The organism is Streptomyces sp. RerS4 (genome assembly GCF_023515955.1).
Taxonomy (GTDB): Bacteria; Actinomycetota; Actinomycetes; order Streptomycetales; family Streptomycetaceae; genus Streptomyces.
Genome location: NZ_CP097322.1, coordinates 6,485,342 through 6,502,964, shown reverse-complemented (window position 1 = coordinate 6,502,964; position 17,623 = coordinate 6,485,342). Strand labels below are relative to the sequence as shown.

Here is a 17,623-nt window from a genome sequence, read left to right as displayed (position 1 = left end):
CGCGTGAACAGCCAGGCGCAGCAGCGGGACGACAGACAGAACGGCACGCCCGGCGGCGGCGCCCGGCGCTACCGCCGGGAGGACGTCGCGGCCGCGGCGGGGGTCAAGGTACGCAACCTGCGCTACTACCAGGAGCGCGGGTTGCTGCCCCCGCCCCGCCGCGAGGGCCGCATCGCGTGGTACTCCGATGACCACCTGACCCGACTGCGCCTGATCAGCGACCTGTTGGGGCGCGGGTACACCGTGAACGGCATCGGCGAGCTGCTGGCCGCCTGGGAACAGGGCGGCGGGCTCTCCCAACTCCTGGGGCTGGAGCGGGAGATGACCCGGGACTGGGTGCGCGAGGAGCCGGTGACGATGACCCGGGCCGAGTTGCGCGAGCTGTTCGGCCCGACGGCGACGGCCGAGCACACGCGCAGGGCGGCGCGGGCGGGTTACGTACGGGTCGACGGGGATCGGGTCACGTACCCGAGCCGCCGGCTGCTGGAGGCGACGGTGGCGCTGACGCGGCAGGGGGTGCCGCTCGACGAGATCCTGGACGCGGGGGACTTCGCGCAGACCCAGGCGGCCGCGCTCGCGGACCGCTTCGTCACCCTGTTCCGTCGCCATGTGATCGGCCCCGACGGGTTGGATCGACTTTCGGCCACCGAACTGGATCACATCCGGGAGGCGGTGACGGCGCTGCGACCGGTGGCCGGCGAGGTGGTCGCGGCGGAGTTCGCGCGGGCGATGGCGCAGCGGGTGGAGGCGGAGGTGGCCGCTCTGCTGCGTACGTGGCCGCGTACGGAGTCGCGTAAGGAGTCACGTAGGGAGTCACGTACGGAAACCCGCGCGGAGCCCCGTACGGAGCAGTAGGAGTCGGCCGAAAGGGTGCGCTCGCACAACCTTGCCAACCACCATTGGCACTCTTACATTCAACTCGTCGGTAACAAAGGTGCACAGCCGAGATGTTGGGACGATCTCATGGCACATTCACCGCACTTATCCGAACCCCCCGGCGACGACGTCAGAAACGGCGGCCGGGTCCGCTGGCGCCGTTTCGCCCTGCTGACCGTGCCCGCCGTGGCCGTGACCGCGGGGCTCGGCATCGCCCTCGCCCAAGGCGCGCTCGCCGCCTCTTTCGCGGTGTCGGGGCAGCAGTTCAAGGTATCGGCGAAGAGTCTGACGGGCGAGGGCTTCGCCCAGTACGGCAGCGTCGACGTCAACGCCCGCCAGGAGCTGATCCCGGTCGCCGTCACCGCCATCCGGGAGGCCAAGCTGCACAGTCTGTGCCAGTCGGTGGTCACGACCCTGCCGGTCATCGGTGACATCTCGCTCAATCTGACGGCAGGTCAAAAGGCCCCCGTCGAGGCGAGCAACCTCTTCGTCGACGCCACCCAGCTCGCCGGCGACGCCGTCTTCACCAACCTGGAGATCGGGCGCGACGCGTCCACCCTCGACAAGGGGCCGGCCGACGCGCAGGGCATGCAGGACCTCTTCGCCCAGCAGGCCGACTCGGTCAGCATCGGCAACCTCCAGCAGACGGCGTGGGCGACGAACGCCGGCACGTTCAAGCTGTCCGGGCTGAACATGAACATCAGCAAGGGCAAGAAGGAATGCTTCTGAGCCGTGGCGGGCGGTGGCGGCGATGGCGGCGCGGCCGTCCCTTCTGGGGCGGTCTCCTCGCCATCCTGGCCGGGGCGTGGATCTGCGTACTGCCGCTGGCGCCGCTGAAGATCATGCTCCAGCAGGGCATCGCGGGAATCCCGTCCGTCCTGATGGGCATCGTCATGATCGTCCTCGGGCTCACCGCCTGGTTCTCCCCCCAGCAGCGCTCCCTCGCCGGGGTGCTCACCACGCTCATCGCCACCGCCGCCCTGGTCCTGTCGAACCTCGGCGGGTTCCTCGTCGGCACCCTGATCGGCATCCTCGGCGGCGGCCTGATGTTCGCCTGGCAGCCCTACGCCGCCCCGCGCGCCGGGGGCTCCGCCGCCCCTGAGTCCGCATCCGAGTCCGGGCCTGACCCCGGGCCCGACCCCGGGCCCGAGCCCGTGGACTCCCCCGGGCCCGATCCCTCCCCCACCGCCCCGCTCCACCCCGATCCCCAAGGAGCTCAGCCATGAGCCGTTCGCGCACCGCGCTCATCCTCGGGACGGCGGCCGCCGCCGCCCTGACGGTGGCCTCCGCCACCGCCACCGCCTCCCCGTTACCCGCGGCCGGGTCGACCACCGTCACCCCGGCCGGGCACGCCTTCAAGGCCACCCTCAGCGGGAAGGCCACCCTCAAGGCCGGTTCGGTCACGGTGACCTGCACGGTCTCCGTCTCCACCGGCACGGTGCCGGCCGCCCCCGGCAACCACAACGCGGCCGGGCCGGTGTCCTCGCCGATCTCGCCGCCGACGTACAGCTCCTGCACGGCGAGCATGCCGGGGGTGACCCCGACGGTCACCACCAGCGGCGCCTGGTCGGTGTCCATGCAGGACGGTTCCCCGATCACCGCCACCATGACGGTGCCGGCGGGCGGGCTCGTCGTGCGCACCACCGGCCTGGCCAACTGCACCGTCACGGCGGCCCCGTCCGGCCCGGCGAACGTGGCGGGCACCTGGGTCAACGGCGCCCCGTCCAGCCTGACCTTCACGAACGCCTCCGTCCCGGTCACGGTCACCGGCGGCTTCGGCTGCCCGACCAGCGCGACCGCGTCCGTCTTCAACGCGGTGTACAAGGTGTCCGACACCACCGATCCGGCGCAGCAGATCACGGTGACGCCGTAAGGCGGTTACACGATTTAGCGGTGGTCGCCGCGACGCCGCCCGGATAATTCCGTTGCCCGGGTCCACGGACCGGGCGAAGCTCAGGAGCATGTCACAGAGCACCGAGCAACAGCAGTCCGTGGACCGGGCCACCAGGAGCGTGGCCGACCTCTTCTCCGGCGGGCGGCTCGTATCCATCCCCCGCAAGGTCGCCCGCCGCGAGCAGTTGCTCGCGCACCTCACCGAAACCCTCTTCGAGGACGAGGTGGAGTACACGGAGCCCGAGGTGAACGACGCGCTGCGGACGGTGCACGAGGACTGTTCCGCGTTGCGGCGCTATCTGATCACCTCGGGTCATCTCACCCGGACCCGGGACGGCCGCACCTACCGCCGTTCGTCCACGACGACCCGGTAGTGCGTCGTCAGCCGCCCGTCGTCGCCCAGTACGTGGAAGGCGACGGCGGGCGGCTCGTCGAGGTGGACGTGGTGCTCGGGGTCGTCCTGCCGCTCCCACGGGAGACGGAGGGTGGACACCACGCCGGGCGCCACGAGCAGCGGCCGCCCGGCAAAGGTGGTGGCCGCGGCGGTGTGGGCGTGCCCGCACAGGAAGGCCCGCAGGTGGGGGTGGCGTTCGGCCAGTGCCGCGAGGCGTTCCTCGCCGAACTGCCTGATCTCGTCCACGTACGGCGTGTGCAGCTCGACCGGCGGGTGGTGGAAGGCCACCAGGACCGGGACCTCGTGCGGGGTGTCCGTCAGGACGCCGTCGAGCCAGGCGAGCGTGGAGTCCTCCAGCCGGCCGTGGTCTTCACCGGGGACGGACGAGTCGCAGACGGCCAGGACGAACCCGTCGCCGCGCAGGACCTGATCGATCGGCGCGGGGGTCGGTGCCTGGGTCGGGGTCGGGGCCACCTCGCCGAGCAGGCCGCGCCGGAAGGCGAGCCGTTCGTCGTGGTTGCCCGGACAGATCACCGTCGGGTGGCGGGAGACCAGTGTCTTGCGGGCCTGCTCGTACTCGTGGTCGGCGCCTTGGTCGGCTATGTCCCCGCTGATCAGCACCGCGTCGAGGTCGTACGGGAGGCCGTCGAGGTACGCCATCACCGTACGGGCGCGTGCGGCGGCGCGGGGGCCGTCGTCGAAGTGGACGTCACTGAGGTGGGCGATCACGATCACGGGCGGTGGCTCCTTCATCGCTGGTGCGGAGCGGCCCCGGAATGGAGCGTGACGGTCCGTCACTGTCCTTTCAGGGGCCGCCCGTTCACCCTATGCGACGGGTTGGGCGGACTGCCGCCTGCGGCGGACCAGTGCCCAGCCGGCCGCCGTGAGCGTGGCCGCGCCGGCGGCGAGTCCGGCGGCGGTGGTGGTGCCGGTGGAGGCGAGAGCGCCGCCTGGGGTTCCCGTGGCGCCGCCGGCGCTGCCGTTTCCGCCGCCGCCTCCGCCGCTTCCTCCTCCTGCGACACCGCCACCGGATGCGCTGCCGGCCGGTTCGGCGGAGGGTGCGGTGCCGCCCGTCGTGGCGCCGGGGTCGGTGCCCGGTGCGGTGGTGGGTGGGGTGACCGGCGGGGTTGCGGGCGGCGGGGTGGTGGCCGGTGGGCTGGTGGCCGGGGCCGCCTTCACCGTGAGGGTCATCGGCGCGGTGCGGCTGGTGCCCGCCTGGTTGTGGAACTCCGCCCGATAGCGTCGGCCGTCGTGGGCGGCCTCCGCCGTGAACGCGTACGTACCGGCCGTGGCGCCCTCGACCGGCTGCCAGGTCCGGCCGCCGTCCGCGCTGGTCTGCCAGGCCACCGCCGGGGCCGGCAGCCCGTCCGCCCGCGCCGTCAGGGAGATCCGGTCGCCCGGTGCGACGCTCTGGTCCGTCGGACCCTGGGCGACCCGCGGGGACACCGTGCGCTCCAGCCGGGTGATCCGTCCCTCCGCCGGGTTGGTGACGAACACCGCCCCGCCGCCCGGCTCGACCGCGAGCGCGGCGGAACCCGACTGGCCGTGGTTGCCGGGCAGTAACACGAGTTTCCCGACCTCCTGGAGGTCCGTCGTGCGGTACACCGTCAGCGCCCCGTTGTTGTCGTTCCCGGGCTGGGAGGTGTCGCCGCCGTCCTGCCAGACGACGAACGCCTCGTGGGTGACGGGGTCGAAGCGCGCCGCCCGGGGCATGTCGGTGCCCGTCAGCGTGCGCAGCCGTTTGCCCGTCGCGTCGTGGACGACGACGGACGTGTCGAGGCCGACCCAGAGCGCGCCGGTTTCCGGATCCACCTCGGTGAACCCGCCGAAGCCGTCTCCCGCCGGGAGCTCCACGGTCGCCGTGACCCGGAAGGTGGCGGCGTCGACCCGGTGCACGCGGCGGTCGGCGATGTCGGTGAACCAGACGGTGCCGCGCGCGACGTCGACCGCGAACTCCTCGCCGCCCTCCAGGGTGACGGCACGTTTCACCGTGGCGGTTGCGGTGTCGACCTCCGACAGGACGGAGCCCTGCGCGACCAGTACCGTCCCGGGCGTGACTCCGGGACCGGCGTCTGTCACGGTGCGGCCCGCGACCCACGCGCCGGCGGCGGCGGTGTCGCCGTCCTTGGCCGTGCCGATGCCGCGCAGCGGGTAGGAGAACACCACCCCGTCACCGGGGAGCGGGGCGATGAGCCCGCGGACCGCGCGCCGGGCGAGGGCGCCGTTCGCGCCCGGCGCCTGGCTGACGGTGCCACGTAGGGCGCCGTCGGCCGGGTCCAGGACGTGCAGGCCGCTCTCGTCGGCGTCGGCGGTGTCCGGGAGGTCCTCCGAACCGACGTACAGCTTCTTCGAGTCGGGGTGCAGCAAGAGGTCGCGCGGCCGACCGGCCGTGGTGAAGTCCCGCACCGCCCGGTAGGCGACGGTGCCCTGCGGTACGTCGACCCCCTCGCCGCCGGGAACGGTGGGCGCCTGCCCCCGGAAGGCGACGGGGACGCGGACGTCCTGGGAGCGGTCGCCGGCGCCGCGGTGGTCAACACGTGTAACGACGGAGCACGCGACGACGGTGCAGTCGAGGCCGTCGTTGCGGGCCGCGAGCTTCAACTCCACCGCGAAGGTGCCGCCTTCGCCGTACGCGGTGGCCAGGTCGCCGGCGTGGGTGTCGTCCGGTGGCACGATCCACCGGGAGGAGGCCTGCGCGCCGCCGGAGGTGTCGGCACCACCGACGCAGGGGCCGGGAACGCGGTTGTCCCCGTTGTCCTTGCAGAAGGCGACGTAGATGCCCTTGGCCTGGTCGAAGCCGGAGCCGGTGACGCGCACGGTGTGGCCGAGCGGATCGAGTGCGGAGGCGGCGGAGACGGTCAACCGCTGCCCGTTGGGGCCGACTCCGGTTCTCGGCGGGCCGGGAGCGTCCGCGCCGACGGCCGTGGCGGCCGAGCCGGCCGAGGTGAGGACGAGCGCGAGCGCGGAGGCCGCCGCCGCGCCCGCCCTGCCGGAGGTGAGGGGGTGACGGGGTGTCATCACGAGGTGAAGGTCACCGGGACGTGGACGTCGTACTTGCGGTTGGCGGAGTTGAAGTGATCGGCACGTGTAACCACGGCGCACTCGACGGTCTCGCCGCAGATCTGGCCGTTGCCGAGGTCCGCCTTGACGTGGATGGTGACGCTGAAGGTGCCGCCGGCGCCGAAACGGGAGGTGTTCGGGAGGGTTCCGCCGAGGGTGTTGTTGATCCAGTGCGAGGCCCCGGTGGTGCCGGCCTGGTCCGAGCCGCCGAGGCAGGGGGTCGGCTTGTTGGCACCCTGCGGGCCGTTCACCGCACAGAGGCCGACGTAGATGCCCTTGGCGGTGTTGAAACCACTGCCGGTGACGGTGACGTTCTGCCCGGAGGCGGCGGCCGTGCCCGGCGCGCTGACGCTGAGCCGGAACGTCGCGCCGTCCGTGACCGTACGGGTCACGGTGGCGGCGGAAGCCGAGCCCGCCATGCCGAGAGCGAGGGCCACGGCCGCTGTGGCGGCGAAGGCGGCGCGAGCGGTGAGCCGTACGGCGGTGCGGGGCAGGAGGGCAACACGCATGGGGAAGGGGCCTTTCCGAAAAGGGAGTTGGGTCGACCACGATCGATCGACTTAGGTAAGGCTAACCTAATGTCGATCAACCAAGAACCCTTCCCCGGGGTCTGGCCGGTTCTCGCCTCCCGTCTGCTTCCGCGCCCCTTCCCGCGCCCGTCCCGTCCCGTCCCTTCCCTGCCCTTCCCTTCCTTCCCGCGCCCCGTGCCTTACAACTGACCGACTACCGGTCCCCGCCACCGTCCCGGTACGCCTCCAGCAGGCGCAGCCAGATCTCGCTGATCGTCGGGAAGGCGGGAACGGCGTGCCACAGCCGTCCGATCGGGATCTCCCCGGCCACCGCGACCGTCGCCGCGTGCAGCAGTTCCGCCGCGCCAGGGCCGACGAAGGTGACGCCGAGGAGCACCTCGCGGTCCAGGTCGACGATCATCCGGGCCCGCCCCCGGTACCCGTCCGCGTACAGACCCGCTCCGGTCACCTTCCCGAGGTCGTGGTCGACGGCGCGCACCCGGCGGCCCGCGCGCTCGGCCTGCGCGAGGGTGAGGCCGACCGCGGCGGCCTCCGGGTCGGTGAAGACGGCCTGGGGCAGGGCCTCGGTGTCGGCGGTGGCGTTGTGGGCGCCCCAGCGGGCGGTGTCCGGCGGGGTGTCGCCGTTCGCGCGCGCGGCGATGGCGGAGCCCGCGATCCGGGCCTGGTATTTGCCCTGGTGGGTGAGGAGCGCGCGGTGGTTGACGTCCCCGACGGCGTACAGCCAGTCGTGGCCGGTCGCCCGGCAGCTGTCGTCGACCTCGATCCAGCCGCCGGGGGTCAGCCCGACCGTGTCGAGGCCGATGTCGTCGGTGGCCGGCGTGCGGCCGGTCGCGATCAGCAGCTCGTCGCCCTCCAGGGTCTCGCCACCGTCCAGCACCACCGTGACGGGCCCGGTCGGGCCGTCCCGTACGACCGCCTGTACGTCGACGCCCGTACGGATCTCCGCGCCGGCCTCGCGCAGGGCCTCGGCGACCAGCTCGCCCGCGAAGGGTTCCATCCGGGGCAGCAGCCCGGAGCCCCGTACGAGGACGGTGACCCGGGAGCCGAGCGCCTGCCAGGCCGTGGCCATCTCCGCGGCCACCACCGAACCGCCGACGATCAGCAGCCGGCCGGGCACCCGGCGCGCCGAGGTGGCCTCGCGGCTGGTCCAGGGACGGGCGTCGGCGAGTCCGGGCACATCGGGAACCAGGGCCCGGGTCCCGGTGGCGACGACGACGGCGTGCCGAGCGCTCAGGACGTGGTGCTCGCCCTCGGGACTGGTGACGGAGACCTTGCGGACGCCGTAGAGCCGCCCGTGGCCCCGGTACAGGTCGGCGCCGATCGAATCCAGCCAGCCGACCTGGCCCTCGTCCTTCCAGTCACCCGTCCAGTAGTCGCGGTGCTGGAACACCGCCTCCGCGTCGAGGGGGCCCTGGACAGCCGCCGCCAGCGCCGGCACGCGGCGCGCGTCGGCGCGGGCCAGGGCGGGGCGCAGCAGCGCCTTGCTGGGAATGCAGGCCCAGTACGAGCACTCCCCGCCGACGAGTTCACTCTCCACCAGTGCCGTGGTCAGCCCGGCGGCGCGGGTCCGGTCGGCGACGTTCTCACCGGCCGGGCCCCCACCGAGCACCACGACGTCGTACTCCACCGCTTCAGTCATGCGGTCCAGTGTCACCGCATGCCCGGGGCGGCGCGCCGCAAGGTCAGGCCTCCGGCGTGCCGGGGGCCTCCCCCGCCGCCTCCCCCGCCTGCCGGTCCTTCGCGGTCCCGGCGTCGCCCTGCGCCTCCGCCGCGATCTTCGCGCGGACCTCGTCCATGTCGAGGGCGCGGGCCTGGCCGATGAGGTCGGTCAGCGCGGCCTCCGGGAGTGCGCCGGGCTGCGCGAAGATGGCCACCTGGTCCCGGACGATCATCAGGGTCGGGATGGAGGTGATCTGGAACGCCGCGGCCAGCTCCTGCTGGGCCTCGGTGTCCACCTTCGTGAAGAGCAGATCGGGGTTGGCCTCCGCCGCCTTCTCGTAGACGGGGGCGAACTGGAGGCAGGGCCGGCACCAGCCCGCCCAGAAATCGATCAGCACGAACGGGTTCTCGCTGACCGTCTGGTCGAAGTTCTCCTTGGTGAGCTCGACTGTAGCCACGGGTCCTGACCTCCTGGTTGCTGCGTGTGCTCGGTGAACGATCGGCGCGGCCGTCGAATTCCGCGCGAGGGGGAACCGTACGGTCAGAAGGGATGGCCGGGCGCGGTGGCGCGCAGCGTGGTCCAGCGCAGTTCGGTGAAGGCGTCCAGGTTGGCCTCCCCGCCGAAGCGGGCGCCGGTGCCGGAGACGCCGACGCCGCCGAACGGGGCGACGGCCTCGTCGTTGACGGTCTGGTCGTTGACGTGGGCGGTGCCGGTCGGTATGCGGTCGGCCAGCTCCAGGCCGTGGGCGGCGTCGCGGGTGACGATGCCGAGCGAGAGTCCGTAGGGGCCCGCCGAGGCCAGGGCGACGGCCTCGCCCTCGGTCGCGAAGGAGCGTACGGGGGCCACCGGGCCGAAGACCTCCTCCGCGTAGGCGGGGGTGTCGTCGGCGACGGCCGCGAGGACGGTCGGCCGGTAGAAGAGGTCCTGGTGGGTGCCGCCGGCGACGAGTTTGGCGCCCTGTTCGACGCTCGACTCCACCAGGCCGTGGACGCGCCGGAGTTGGACGTGGTCGAGCAGCGGTCCCAGGTGGACGCGATCGCGGTGCGGGTCGCCGACGGCGAGGGCCTCGGCGCGGGCGGCGAGTCGTTCGACGTACTCGTCGTAGAGGGAGGCGTGGACGAGGTGGCGGCCGGCGGTCATGCAGATTTGGCCCTGGTGGAAGAAGGACCCCCAGGAGGCCTGGGCGACGGCGGCCTCGACGTCGGCGTCGGCGAGGACGACGAGGGCGGAGTTGCCGCCCAGTTCGAGGTGGGCTCGTTTGAGGTGACGGCCCGCCAGCTCGCCCACCGTACGGCCGGCGGTGGTGGACCCGGTGAACGAGACGACGCGCACGCGGGGGTCGGTGACGACGGCCGCCCCGACCTCGGAGCCGCCGGGCAACACGTGTAACAGGCCCGTGGGCAGTCCGGCGGCCGCGAACACGGCGGCGAGCGCGAGGCCGCCGCAGACCGCGGTGCGCTGGTCCGGCTTGAGGAGCACGGCGTTGCCGAGGGCGAGGGCGGGCGCCACGGACCGGATGGAGAGGATCAGGGGGGCGTTGAAGGGGGCGATGACTCCGACCACCCCGGCCGGGACCCGTCGGGTGAAGGACAGCCGGGGCGCCTCGCTCGCCAGCACCTGCCCGGCCGGGCGCGAGGCGAGGGCGGCGGCCTCGTAGCACTCCTGGGCGGCGACGTGCAGTTCGAAGTCCGCCTTGCCGGGTATGGAGCCCGACTCGCGCACCAGCCACTCCCGCAGCTCGTCGGCGTGCGCGGTGAACAGGTCGCCGGCGCGGCGCAGTACGGCCGCCCGCTCGGGGTGTGTGGTACGGGCCCACTCGTGTTGCGCGGCCTGGGCCCGTACCGCGGCCTCCGGGACGTCGGCCGGCGAGGCGAGGTCGAGGGTGGCGAGGGTACGGCCCGTCGCGGGTTCGACGACCGGTGCCGTACCCCCGGTGAGGGTGGGTCCGTCCTGCCAGAGCGTCGGGTCGAGGAGCGGCATGGCGCGGGGCCTCCGGAGGGGGGTGGGCGGGGCGGGGAGCGGCAGCACGCGCCATCGTGCCAGACCCGGGGGCACCACTTCTGTTCAGTTATAGGGCAGTTGGGGCGTGACGGTGACCGGAAACGATCGACGCGGTCGGGGCGCCGGTGCAGCCGGGGCGGGCGCCGGGGATGGTGGTACGGGAAACGGTCAGCGCTCCAGTACGAGCGCGATGCCCTGGCCGACGCCGATGCACAGCGCCGCCATGCCGGTACCCGAGCCCGCCGCCGCGAGTTGGTGGGCCACCGATCCGGCGAGCCGGGCGCCCGAGGCGCCGAGGGGGTGGCCGATGGCGATGGCGCCGCCGCGCGGGTTGACGACGGCCGGATCGAGCTCGGGCCAGGCCGCGAGACAACCCAACGCTTGGGCTGCGAAAGCCTCGTTGAGTTCGAACGCCGTCAACTCGGACAGGTCGCGGCCCGCCTTGGCCAGAGCCCGCTGTACGGCCTCGACGGGGCCGAGCCCGAAGAATTGCGGCTCGATTCCGGTCACGGCGGAGGCGCTGATGCGGGCCAGGGGTTCGCGGCCGGTGGCCGCGAGCCCGGCCTCGTCGGTGAGCATGAGGGCGGCGGCGCCGTCGTTGAGGGGGGAGGCGTTGCCCGCCGTCACCGTCCCCGAACCGTCGGTCCGGAAGGCCGGCTTGAGCCGCGCGAGCGCCTCCATCGTGGAGCCTTCGCGGATGCACTCGTCACGTGTGAGGTCCACGCCCGGGTAGGGCACGACCTCGTCGTCGTACAGCCCGCCGGCCCACGCGGCGGCGGCGTTGCGGTGGCTCGCGAGAGCGAACGCGTCCTGCGCCTCGCGGCTGATGCCGTGCTTGTCGGCGATCAACTCCGCGCCCTCACCAAGGGAGACGGTCCACTCGGCGGGCATGCGCGGGTTGGTCATCCGCCAGCCGAGGGTGGTGGACCACATCTGCTGGTGGCCGGCCGGGAAGGCGCGTTCGGGCTTCTGGACCACCCAGGGAGCCCGGCTCATCGACTCGACACCGCCCGCGATGGCGACGGAGGCGTCGCCGAGCGCGATCGCGCGCGCGGCCTGGATCACGGCTTCCAGACCCGATCCACACAGGCGGTTAATCGTGACACCAGCGACGGACACCGGCAGCCCGGCCAGCAGCACCGCCATGCGGGCCACGTCACGGTTGTCCTCGCCGGCGCCGTTGGCGTCGCCGAAGACGACGTCGTCGATCCGCGTCGGGTCGAGGTCGGGCGTACGGTCCACCAGGGCGCGCACCACATGGGCGGCCAGGTCGTCCGGCCGGACTCCCGCGTAGGCCCCGCCGAACTTGCCGATCGGGGTGCGGACGGCGTCGACGACGTACACGTCGCGAACGGTGCGGATGCTCATGGCGGCTCTCCTGGGCGGATCCGTACGGGCGGCGGCGGCGCCACCGGTGCCGTGGTGGGCACGGCGACACGCAGCCGGGCGGCACGCCCGGTGGGACGCGCGCCCGCAGTCTCCGCCGCCGCATCACCCCCTGTCAACGGCCCTCTGAGCCAGGTACGGGGACTCGGGGGGCGCGTAGCCGGGCGGCGGCTCCGACGCCGCCGGGGGGCAGCCCGCCACCAGTCCGGGCGGGGGCGCCAGGGGACGGGTACACGGTGCCCCCCCCCAGACGGCGCGCGGCCGGCGCGGATGCAGCGGAACGCGAAGGCCGGGAGCCGTGGCAGTGGCAGCCGACCCGGGGCTGGGGCAGGGCGGTGCCGGTCGGAGCCGGGGCGGTACCGGCCGGGGCGAGGCGGAACCGGCCGGGGCGGGGGCAGTACCAGCCGGGGCGAGGCGGAACCGGCCGGAGCCGGGGGCAGTACCGGCCGGGGCGGACGGTACCGGTCGGAGGCGGGGACAGTACCGGCCGGGGCGGGCGGTACCGGCCGGGCCGGACCGGTGCCGAGCGGCGCGGGAGCCGGGGCCCCGGTGGTGGTACCCGCCGGGGCGGGTGTAGCGGGCGGCGCGGCCGCGCAGTGCCGCGGCAGCAGGCCGGCACGGGCTCGACCTCGACCGGGGCGGAGAAAACACGTGTAACCCCTCCCCGCTGTGCGGCTGGCCACCTCGGCCCCCAGAAAGGCCACCCGGGTGCCGTGGCCGGCCCCCGGACGGCGGGGCCGGGCCGGGCTTCGTCAGGTCGACTCGCGGTGGATGGCCGCCGCCGCCATCAGGTCGTGTCGTTCCGTGTGGTCGGACGGTTCGCGCACGACGCGGTCCACCAGGGAGGCCAGGTGGTCCCCCGTCGGCAGTTCGATCTGCACCGTGCTGAGCCGGGGCCGCAGCAGCCGTCCGATGAGCAGGTCGTCGGCGCCCATGACCGCCACGTCGTCCGGAACGCGCAGGCCCGCGTCCTGCAGGGCCCGCATCAGCAGCATCGCGTACTCGTCGTTGTACGCGAACACCGCGTCGAGCCCGAGCGAGCTCCAGCGGGCGGCCAGGGCGGCCGCCGACTCCTCCGTGTAGGCCATCGGCAGCGCCTCGATCCGGGCCTCTTCGACCGATCGCGCCCCCTCCAGCCGGGGCGTCGAGAACAGCTCCAGCCCGGGTTCCTCGGGCACGACGACCCCGATGCGGCGCCGGCCCCGACCGACGAGGTGTGCGGCGGCTCGGGCCCCGACCTCCCGCTGGTCCATCACGAGCGCGTGCGCCCCCGACACCCCGACGGGCCCCAGGGTGATGACCGCGCGGGCGCCGGCCCGCTTGAGGGTGGCGACGTTGCGCGGGGTGAGGGTGATCTCCCCGAGGGAGATCACCGCGACGGGCCGTAGCTCCGCCCAGGCGAGGGCGGCCTCGTCCCCGCTCAGGCCGAGGCTGCCGTACTGGACAACCGTGTAATCAAGGCGGCGCAGGGCCCACTGGAGTTCGTTGAGGAAGGTGCTGTAGAGCGGGCCGACCGGCACGTGTGACGTCGGCATCAGCACGATTCGGGTGTGGCCGGCGCGCAGGCTGCGGGCGGCGGCGTGCGGGACGTAGCCCAGTTCCTCGGCGGCCGCGCGGACCTTGCGTCGCGTCGGCTCGCTGATGCGCACGGCTTCGGCGTTGTTCAGGACGTAGGACACGGTTGCACGTGAAACCCCCGCCAGGCGGGCGACGTCGGCGCTGGTTGGTACCGGTGCGGACGCGGACGCCGGCGCGGGCGGGGAGGTGTTCCGTGACGGCTCCGCCGCAGGCGAGGCCGACGGGCGCGAAGGCTGCTGAATCTTCGGCGGGTGCGGCGGTTTCGGTGAGTGAGACATTGCCGTGGCATCTTTCCAGACCGGTGACATCCGAGGGCTAGCGGATGGCCGGAATCGAATGCTACACAGTGGTTACACGATTCATTGACACGTGTAACCATCCCGCCACCTGCCCGCACCACAGGTGTGTCTTCACGTGCCGCGCCGTGCCGCCGCCCTGTCGCGTCCATCCGACTCCCGCCCGCGTGCCAGGGCGGCGCGCACCCCCTCATCCGCTCGAATTCGCTGCCCAGGAGGGCACCGTGGCCCTTTCCTCCCCCGACACCGGCAACGCCGCCGCTCCCGACGCGTCCGCCGCCCCCACGCCCACACGCGGACTGTTCCCCCTGCTGCTCGTCGGCAACAGCGCCATGTACACCCTGTACGTCGGTGTCGCCGGAATCCTCCTGGCGCTCCAGGTCGAGCACATCGACCCGGCGAACAAGGTTTCCAACTTCGGCCTGATCGCGGGGGTCTCCGCGATCTTCGCGACGGTCTTCAACCCCGTCGCCGGCGCCCTGTCCGACCGCAGCGGTCGGCGCAACCCCTGGATCCTCGGCGGCGGTCTCGCCGCCGTGCCGGCGATGTACCTGCTCGGTTTCGCCGACACCATCCTGCTCATCACCATCGCCTGGTGCCTCGGCCAGGCCGTCATGAACGTCTACCAGGCCGCCATCACCTCCGTCGTCCCCGACCGGGTGCCGATGACGGCCCGGGGCAAAGCCTCCGCCGCCGTCGGGCTCGGCCTGCCCGTCGGCTCCGCCCTGGGGGCGCTCATCGGCGCCGCCTTTTCCGAGGACTACCGCACCGGCTACCTCGTCTTCGGCGCGATCGTGGCGGGATCGGCCCTGCTGTTCACCCTCGGCGCCCGCGAGCAGCGACTGCCCGCCCGCGCGCCGTTGGCCGCCAAGGCGCAGCTGGCCGCCTTCGCGGGCGCGCTGCGTCACCACGACTTCCGCTGGGCCTTCATCGGGCGGGCGTTGCTCGTGCTCGGGTACTTCGCGGTGAGCGGCTACCAGTTGTACGTGCTCCAGGACCACACCGTCCTGCCGGAGGGGATGGAGCCGGAGGCGGCGGTGGCGATACTGATGCCGCTGACGAGCGTGGCGATGGTCGTCTCCACCGTCCTGGGCGGCTACCTGTCCGACCGGTTCGACCGGCGCAAGCTGTTCGTCGGCGCCTCCGCGCTGCTGTCGGCGGTCGCGCTCCTGATCCCGGCGGTGTCGACGAGTTGGGCGGCGATGCCGGCGTTCTCCGTGGTCAACGGGCTCGCGTTCGGCTGCTACATGGCGGTCGACACCGCACTCGTGACGATGGTCCTGCCGACGGCCGAGGACGCGGCCCGCGACATGGGCGTCCTCAACATCGCGAACGCCGGCCCGCAGATCGTCGCCCCGTTCATCGCCTCGGCGATCGTGTCGGTGAGCGGCGGCTACACCGCGCTGTTCGTCGTCGCCGCCGTGCTGGCGGCGGCGGGCGCGTTGGCGGTACGGCCGATCCGCGGGGTCCGCTGACCGACCGGATCACACGTGTTACTCCTCCGCGCCATCCCGCACCGCCCCTGTCTGCTCTTGATTTCCGCAGCCGGTGCGCCCCTGTGTTAACTCGTGTAACCAGGGCCGCCCGCACCCACACCCCCCACCACACCCAGAGAGGCACCCCACCGTGCAGTTGCACACCGAGACCTGGGGCGACGGCGAGCGTCTCGCCGTCCTCATCCACGGCATCATGGCCGACCACCGCACCTGGCGCCGCGTCGGACCGGCTCTCGCCGACCGCGGCTACCGGGTGATCGCCGTCGACCTGCGCGGCCACGGCGCCAGCGGCCGGGGCGAGTACAGTCCGGCCCTCTTCGCGGACGACGTGGTCGAGACCCTGCCCACCGGCGCCGACCTCGCCATCGGACATTCCCTCGGCGGGCTGACCCTGGCCCTGGCGGTCGAGAGGCTGAAACCGAAGCGGGCGGTGTTCTCCGACCCGGCCTGGCACCTGGCCACCCTTCCCGGGACGGATTTCGACGCTGAGACGTTCGCCCGATTCAAGCAGGCGGACCGCAAGCGGATCCGGACACTGAACCCGCGCTGGGAGGAGGCGGACGTGGACATCGAGCTGGCGACGCTGGCCCTGTGGGACGAGGCCACCGCGCTCGCCGTCGCCCCTCTCATCGACCGGGACCTGCTGCCGACCGCGCCGGTGGTGCCCTCACTGGTGCAGCTCGCCGATCCCAGCTTCCTGATATCGCCGCAGCGGGCGGCCCTGCTCAGGGAGCGCGGCTTCGAGGTCCGTTCGGTCGCCGGCGCCGGCCACACCATCCACCGCGACGACTTCGACGGCTTCATGGCCTCCCTGGAAGGCTGGATCTGACGACGCCCCGCCGGCCGCCCGGGTTCCGCACACCGCCGGATCTAGTCACCCGCGACCCTTCCCCCTTACCGTCGTGCTACCGATGGGTAAGGGGGAGGTCCGGTGTCTGTTTCCTCGCATACGGCCGGTGCGTTGGGCTCTGCCGATCCACAGGCCATGCCAGGCCTCGGAGAGTTGGTTGCAGATCTTGCCGAAGGCCGGGTGTCCGCACGCCAGTTGACCCAACGCTCACTGGAGCGCATCGCCGCCTCGCAGTCCTCCCTCAACGCCTTCCGGATCATCCGAGCCGAGGCCGCGCTCGCCGAGGCGGTCGTGGCGGACCGACGGCTGGCCGCCGGCGAGCGGCTGCCGTTGCTCGGCGTGCCGCTCGCCGTCAAGGACGACATGGACGTGGCCGGTGAGCCGACCGCCTTCGGTTGCGCGGGAACCTTTCCGCCGAAGGCCGCCGACAGTGAGGCCGTACGCCGCCTGCGCGCGGCCGGAGCGGTGATCGTCGGCAAGACGCAGACGCCGGAGCTGGGCCAGTGGCCCGTCACCGAGGGCCACGGCTTCGGGGCGACCCGCAATCCGTGGAACCAGGCCTACACGCCCGGCGGCTCCTCCGGCGGCTCGGCGGCCGCCGTCGCGGCGGGGCTGGTCCCGGCGGCCCTGGGCTCGGACGGGGCGGGTTCCGTACGTATCCCCGCCGCCTGGACGCATCTGGTGGGGATCAAGCCCCAGCGCGGCCGCATCTCCACCTGGCCGGAGCCCGAGGCCTTCCACGGGCTCACGGTGAACGGCGTACTGGCCCGCACGGTCGCGGACGCGGCGCTGCTGCTGGACGCCGCCGCCGGACCGGACGCGGGCGACCTGCACCGCCCGGCGCGGATCTCCGCCACCGAGGCCGTGAGCCGCCCGCCGGGCCGGCTGCGGATCGCCCTCTCCTACGGGATGGCCTTCACGGGCACGCCCAAGTCCCTGGACCCCGTGGTGCGTTCGGCGGTGGAGCGGCTGGCAGGGCGGCTGGAGGAGCTCGGGCACGAGGTGGTCCCCGAGGATCCGCGCTACGGCCCCATCGGTCTGACCTTCGTGCCCCGCGCGACTTCCGGCGTCCGGCGGCTGGCCGAACCGGTGCCGGATCCCGCCCTGTTGGACCCTCGCACCCACAAGGCGGCGCGCACCGGCCGGCTGCTGGGCGGGGTCGCACTGCGGGTCTCCCGTAGGGCGGAGGGGGCACTGCGCCGCCGGGTCGGCGAGATCTTCGGCCGCTTCGACGTGGTGCTCACCCCGACGACGGCCACTCCCCCACTGCGGATCGGCGCCCTCTCGGGCCTGGGGGCGCTGGCCACGGACCGGGCCATGATCGCCGCGTGCCCGTACGCCTGGACGTGGAACGTGTTGGGCTGGCCCGGCATCAACGTCCCCGCCGGCTTCACCCCCGAAGGCCTCCCGCTCGGCGCCCAACTCCTGGGCCCGGAGGCCTCGGAGCCGCGCCTGCTGTCGCTGGCCGGCCAACTGGAGGCGGCGGAGAACTGGTCCGCCCACACCCCGCCCCCGCTCACGCCCTCGCCCTCGCCCTAGCCCTCGCTCACGCCCCCGCCTTAGCTCCCGCCCTCGCTCTCGCTCTCGCTCTCGCCCCCCGCTA

The 17,623-nt window shown here is 73.3% G+C and carries 16 protein-coding genes; 8 read left to right on the top strand and 8 right to left on the bottom strand.

What is annotated here, in order from left to right:
- Positions 1-3 precede the first annotated feature (3 nt).
- The 5 genes from M4D82_RS29135 to M4D82_RS29115 all read left to right on the top strand — a co-directional run bounded on the left by M4D82_RS29135 (position 4) and on the right by M4D82_RS29115 (position 3,143).
- Positions 4-855, top strand: a complete 852-nt coding sequence (locus M4D82_RS29135; RefSeq protein ID WP_249770004.1) for a MerR family transcriptional regulator — start codon at positions 4-6, stop codon at positions 853-855.
- Between the two features lie 108 nt (positions 856-963).
- Positions 964-1,605 carry a DUF6230 family protein gene (locus tag M4D82_RS29130; RefSeq protein WP_249770002.1) on the top strand — a complete coding sequence of 214 codons (642 nt, stop codon included), beginning with the start codon at positions 964-966 and terminating at the stop codon, positions 1,603-1,605.
- Complete coding sequence (locus tag M4D82_RS29125) at positions 1,596-2,102, top strand: DUF6114 domain-containing protein (RefSeq protein ID WP_249770000.1); 507 nt, start codon at positions 1,596-1,598, stop codon at positions 2,100-2,102. Before M4D82_RS29130 ends, M4D82_RS29125 begins: the two co-directional genes overlap by 10 nt.
- Positions 2,099-2,749, top strand: a complete 651-nt coding sequence (locus M4D82_RS29120; protein ID WP_249769998.1) for a hypothetical protein — start codon at positions 2,099-2,101, stop codon at positions 2,747-2,749. Before M4D82_RS29125 ends, M4D82_RS29120 begins: the two co-directional genes overlap by 4 nt.
- An 88-nt stretch (positions 2,750-2,837) precedes the next feature.
- On the top strand, positions 2,838-3,143 hold the full coding sequence (locus M4D82_RS29115) for a DUF2087 domain-containing protein (RefSeq protein ID WP_249769996.1): 306 nt from the start codon (positions 2,838-2,840) through the stop codon (positions 3,141-3,143).
- Here the strand turns inward: M4D82_RS29115 and M4D82_RS29110 are convergent.
- From M4D82_RS29110 to M4D82_RS29075, 8 genes are all read right to left on the bottom strand, one after another.
- A complete protein-coding gene (locus M4D82_RS29110; protein WP_249769994.1) occupies positions 3,113-3,898 on the bottom strand; it encodes a metallophosphoesterase in 786 nt (261 codons plus the stop codon). The two genes, M4D82_RS29115 and M4D82_RS29110, sit on opposite strands and share 31 nt — an antisense overlap.
- A gap of 90 nt (positions 3,899-3,988) precedes the next feature.
- On the bottom strand, positions 3,989-6,181 hold the full coding sequence (locus M4D82_RS29105) for an LPXTG cell wall anchor domain-containing protein (RefSeq protein ID WP_502989101.1): 2,193 nt from the start codon (positions 6,179-6,181) through the stop codon (positions 3,989-3,991).
- Entirely contained in the window at positions 6,181-6,732 is a 552-nt protein-coding gene (locus M4D82_RS29100) for a hypothetical protein (RefSeq protein WP_249769990.1), read from the bottom strand. Before M4D82_RS29100 ends, M4D82_RS29105 begins: the two co-directional genes overlap by 1 nt.
- Positions 6,733-6,946: 214 nt before the next feature.
- On the bottom strand, positions 6,947-8,392 hold the full coding sequence (locus tag M4D82_RS29095) for a dihydrolipoyl dehydrogenase family protein (RefSeq protein ID WP_249769988.1): 1,446 nt from the start codon (positions 8,390-8,392) through the stop codon (positions 6,947-6,949).
- A 43-nt stretch (positions 8,393-8,435) separates the two neighbouring features.
- Positions 8,436-8,870 carry a thioredoxin family protein gene (locus tag M4D82_RS29090; RefSeq protein WP_249769986.1) on the bottom strand — a complete coding sequence of 145 codons (435 nt, stop codon included), beginning with the start codon at positions 8,868-8,870 and terminating at the stop codon, positions 8,436-8,438.
- Between the two features lie 83 nt (positions 8,871-8,953).
- Positions 8,954-10,393 carry an aldehyde dehydrogenase family protein gene (locus M4D82_RS29085; RefSeq protein ID WP_249769984.1) on the bottom strand — a complete coding sequence of 480 codons (1,440 nt, stop codon included), beginning with the start codon at positions 10,391-10,393 and terminating at the stop codon, positions 8,954-8,956.
- A 189-nt stretch (positions 10,394-10,582) separates the two neighbouring features.
- Positions 10,583-11,782, bottom strand: coding sequence for a thiolase family protein (locus tag M4D82_RS29080; protein WP_249769982.1), 1,200 nt, complete (start codon positions 11,780-11,782; stop codon positions 10,583-10,585).
- 770 nt (positions 11,783-12,552) lie between these two features.
- The gene (locus tag M4D82_RS29075) at positions 12,553-13,656 is read right to left on the bottom strand and encodes a LacI family DNA-binding transcriptional regulator (RefSeq protein WP_249769980.1); all 1,104 of its coding nucleotides are present in this window, start codon (positions 13,654-13,656) and stop codon (positions 12,553-12,555) included.
- Between the two features lie 242 nt (positions 13,657-13,898).
- Between M4D82_RS29075 and M4D82_RS29070 the strand changes: the two genes are divergently transcribed.
- From M4D82_RS29070 to M4D82_RS29060, 3 genes are all read left to right on the top strand, one after another.
- Positions 13,899-15,149 carry an MFS transporter gene (locus M4D82_RS29070; protein ID WP_249769978.1) on the top strand — a complete coding sequence of 417 codons (1,251 nt, stop codon included), beginning with the start codon at positions 13,899-13,901 and terminating at the stop codon, positions 15,147-15,149.
- 151 nt (positions 15,150-15,300) lie between these two features.
- Positions 15,301-15,999: an alpha/beta fold hydrolase gene (locus M4D82_RS29065; protein WP_249769976.1), complete on the top strand. Its 699-nt coding sequence runs from the start codon at positions 15,301-15,303 to the stop codon at positions 15,997-15,999.
- A gap of 156 nt (positions 16,000-16,155) precedes the next feature.
- Positions 16,156-17,559 (top strand): amidase, encoded by a 1,404-nt coding sequence (locus M4D82_RS29060; RefSeq protein ID WP_249769974.1) that lies wholly within the window; start codon positions 16,156-16,158, stop codon positions 17,557-17,559.
- The last annotated feature ends 64 nt before the right edge of the window (positions 17,560-17,623 follow it).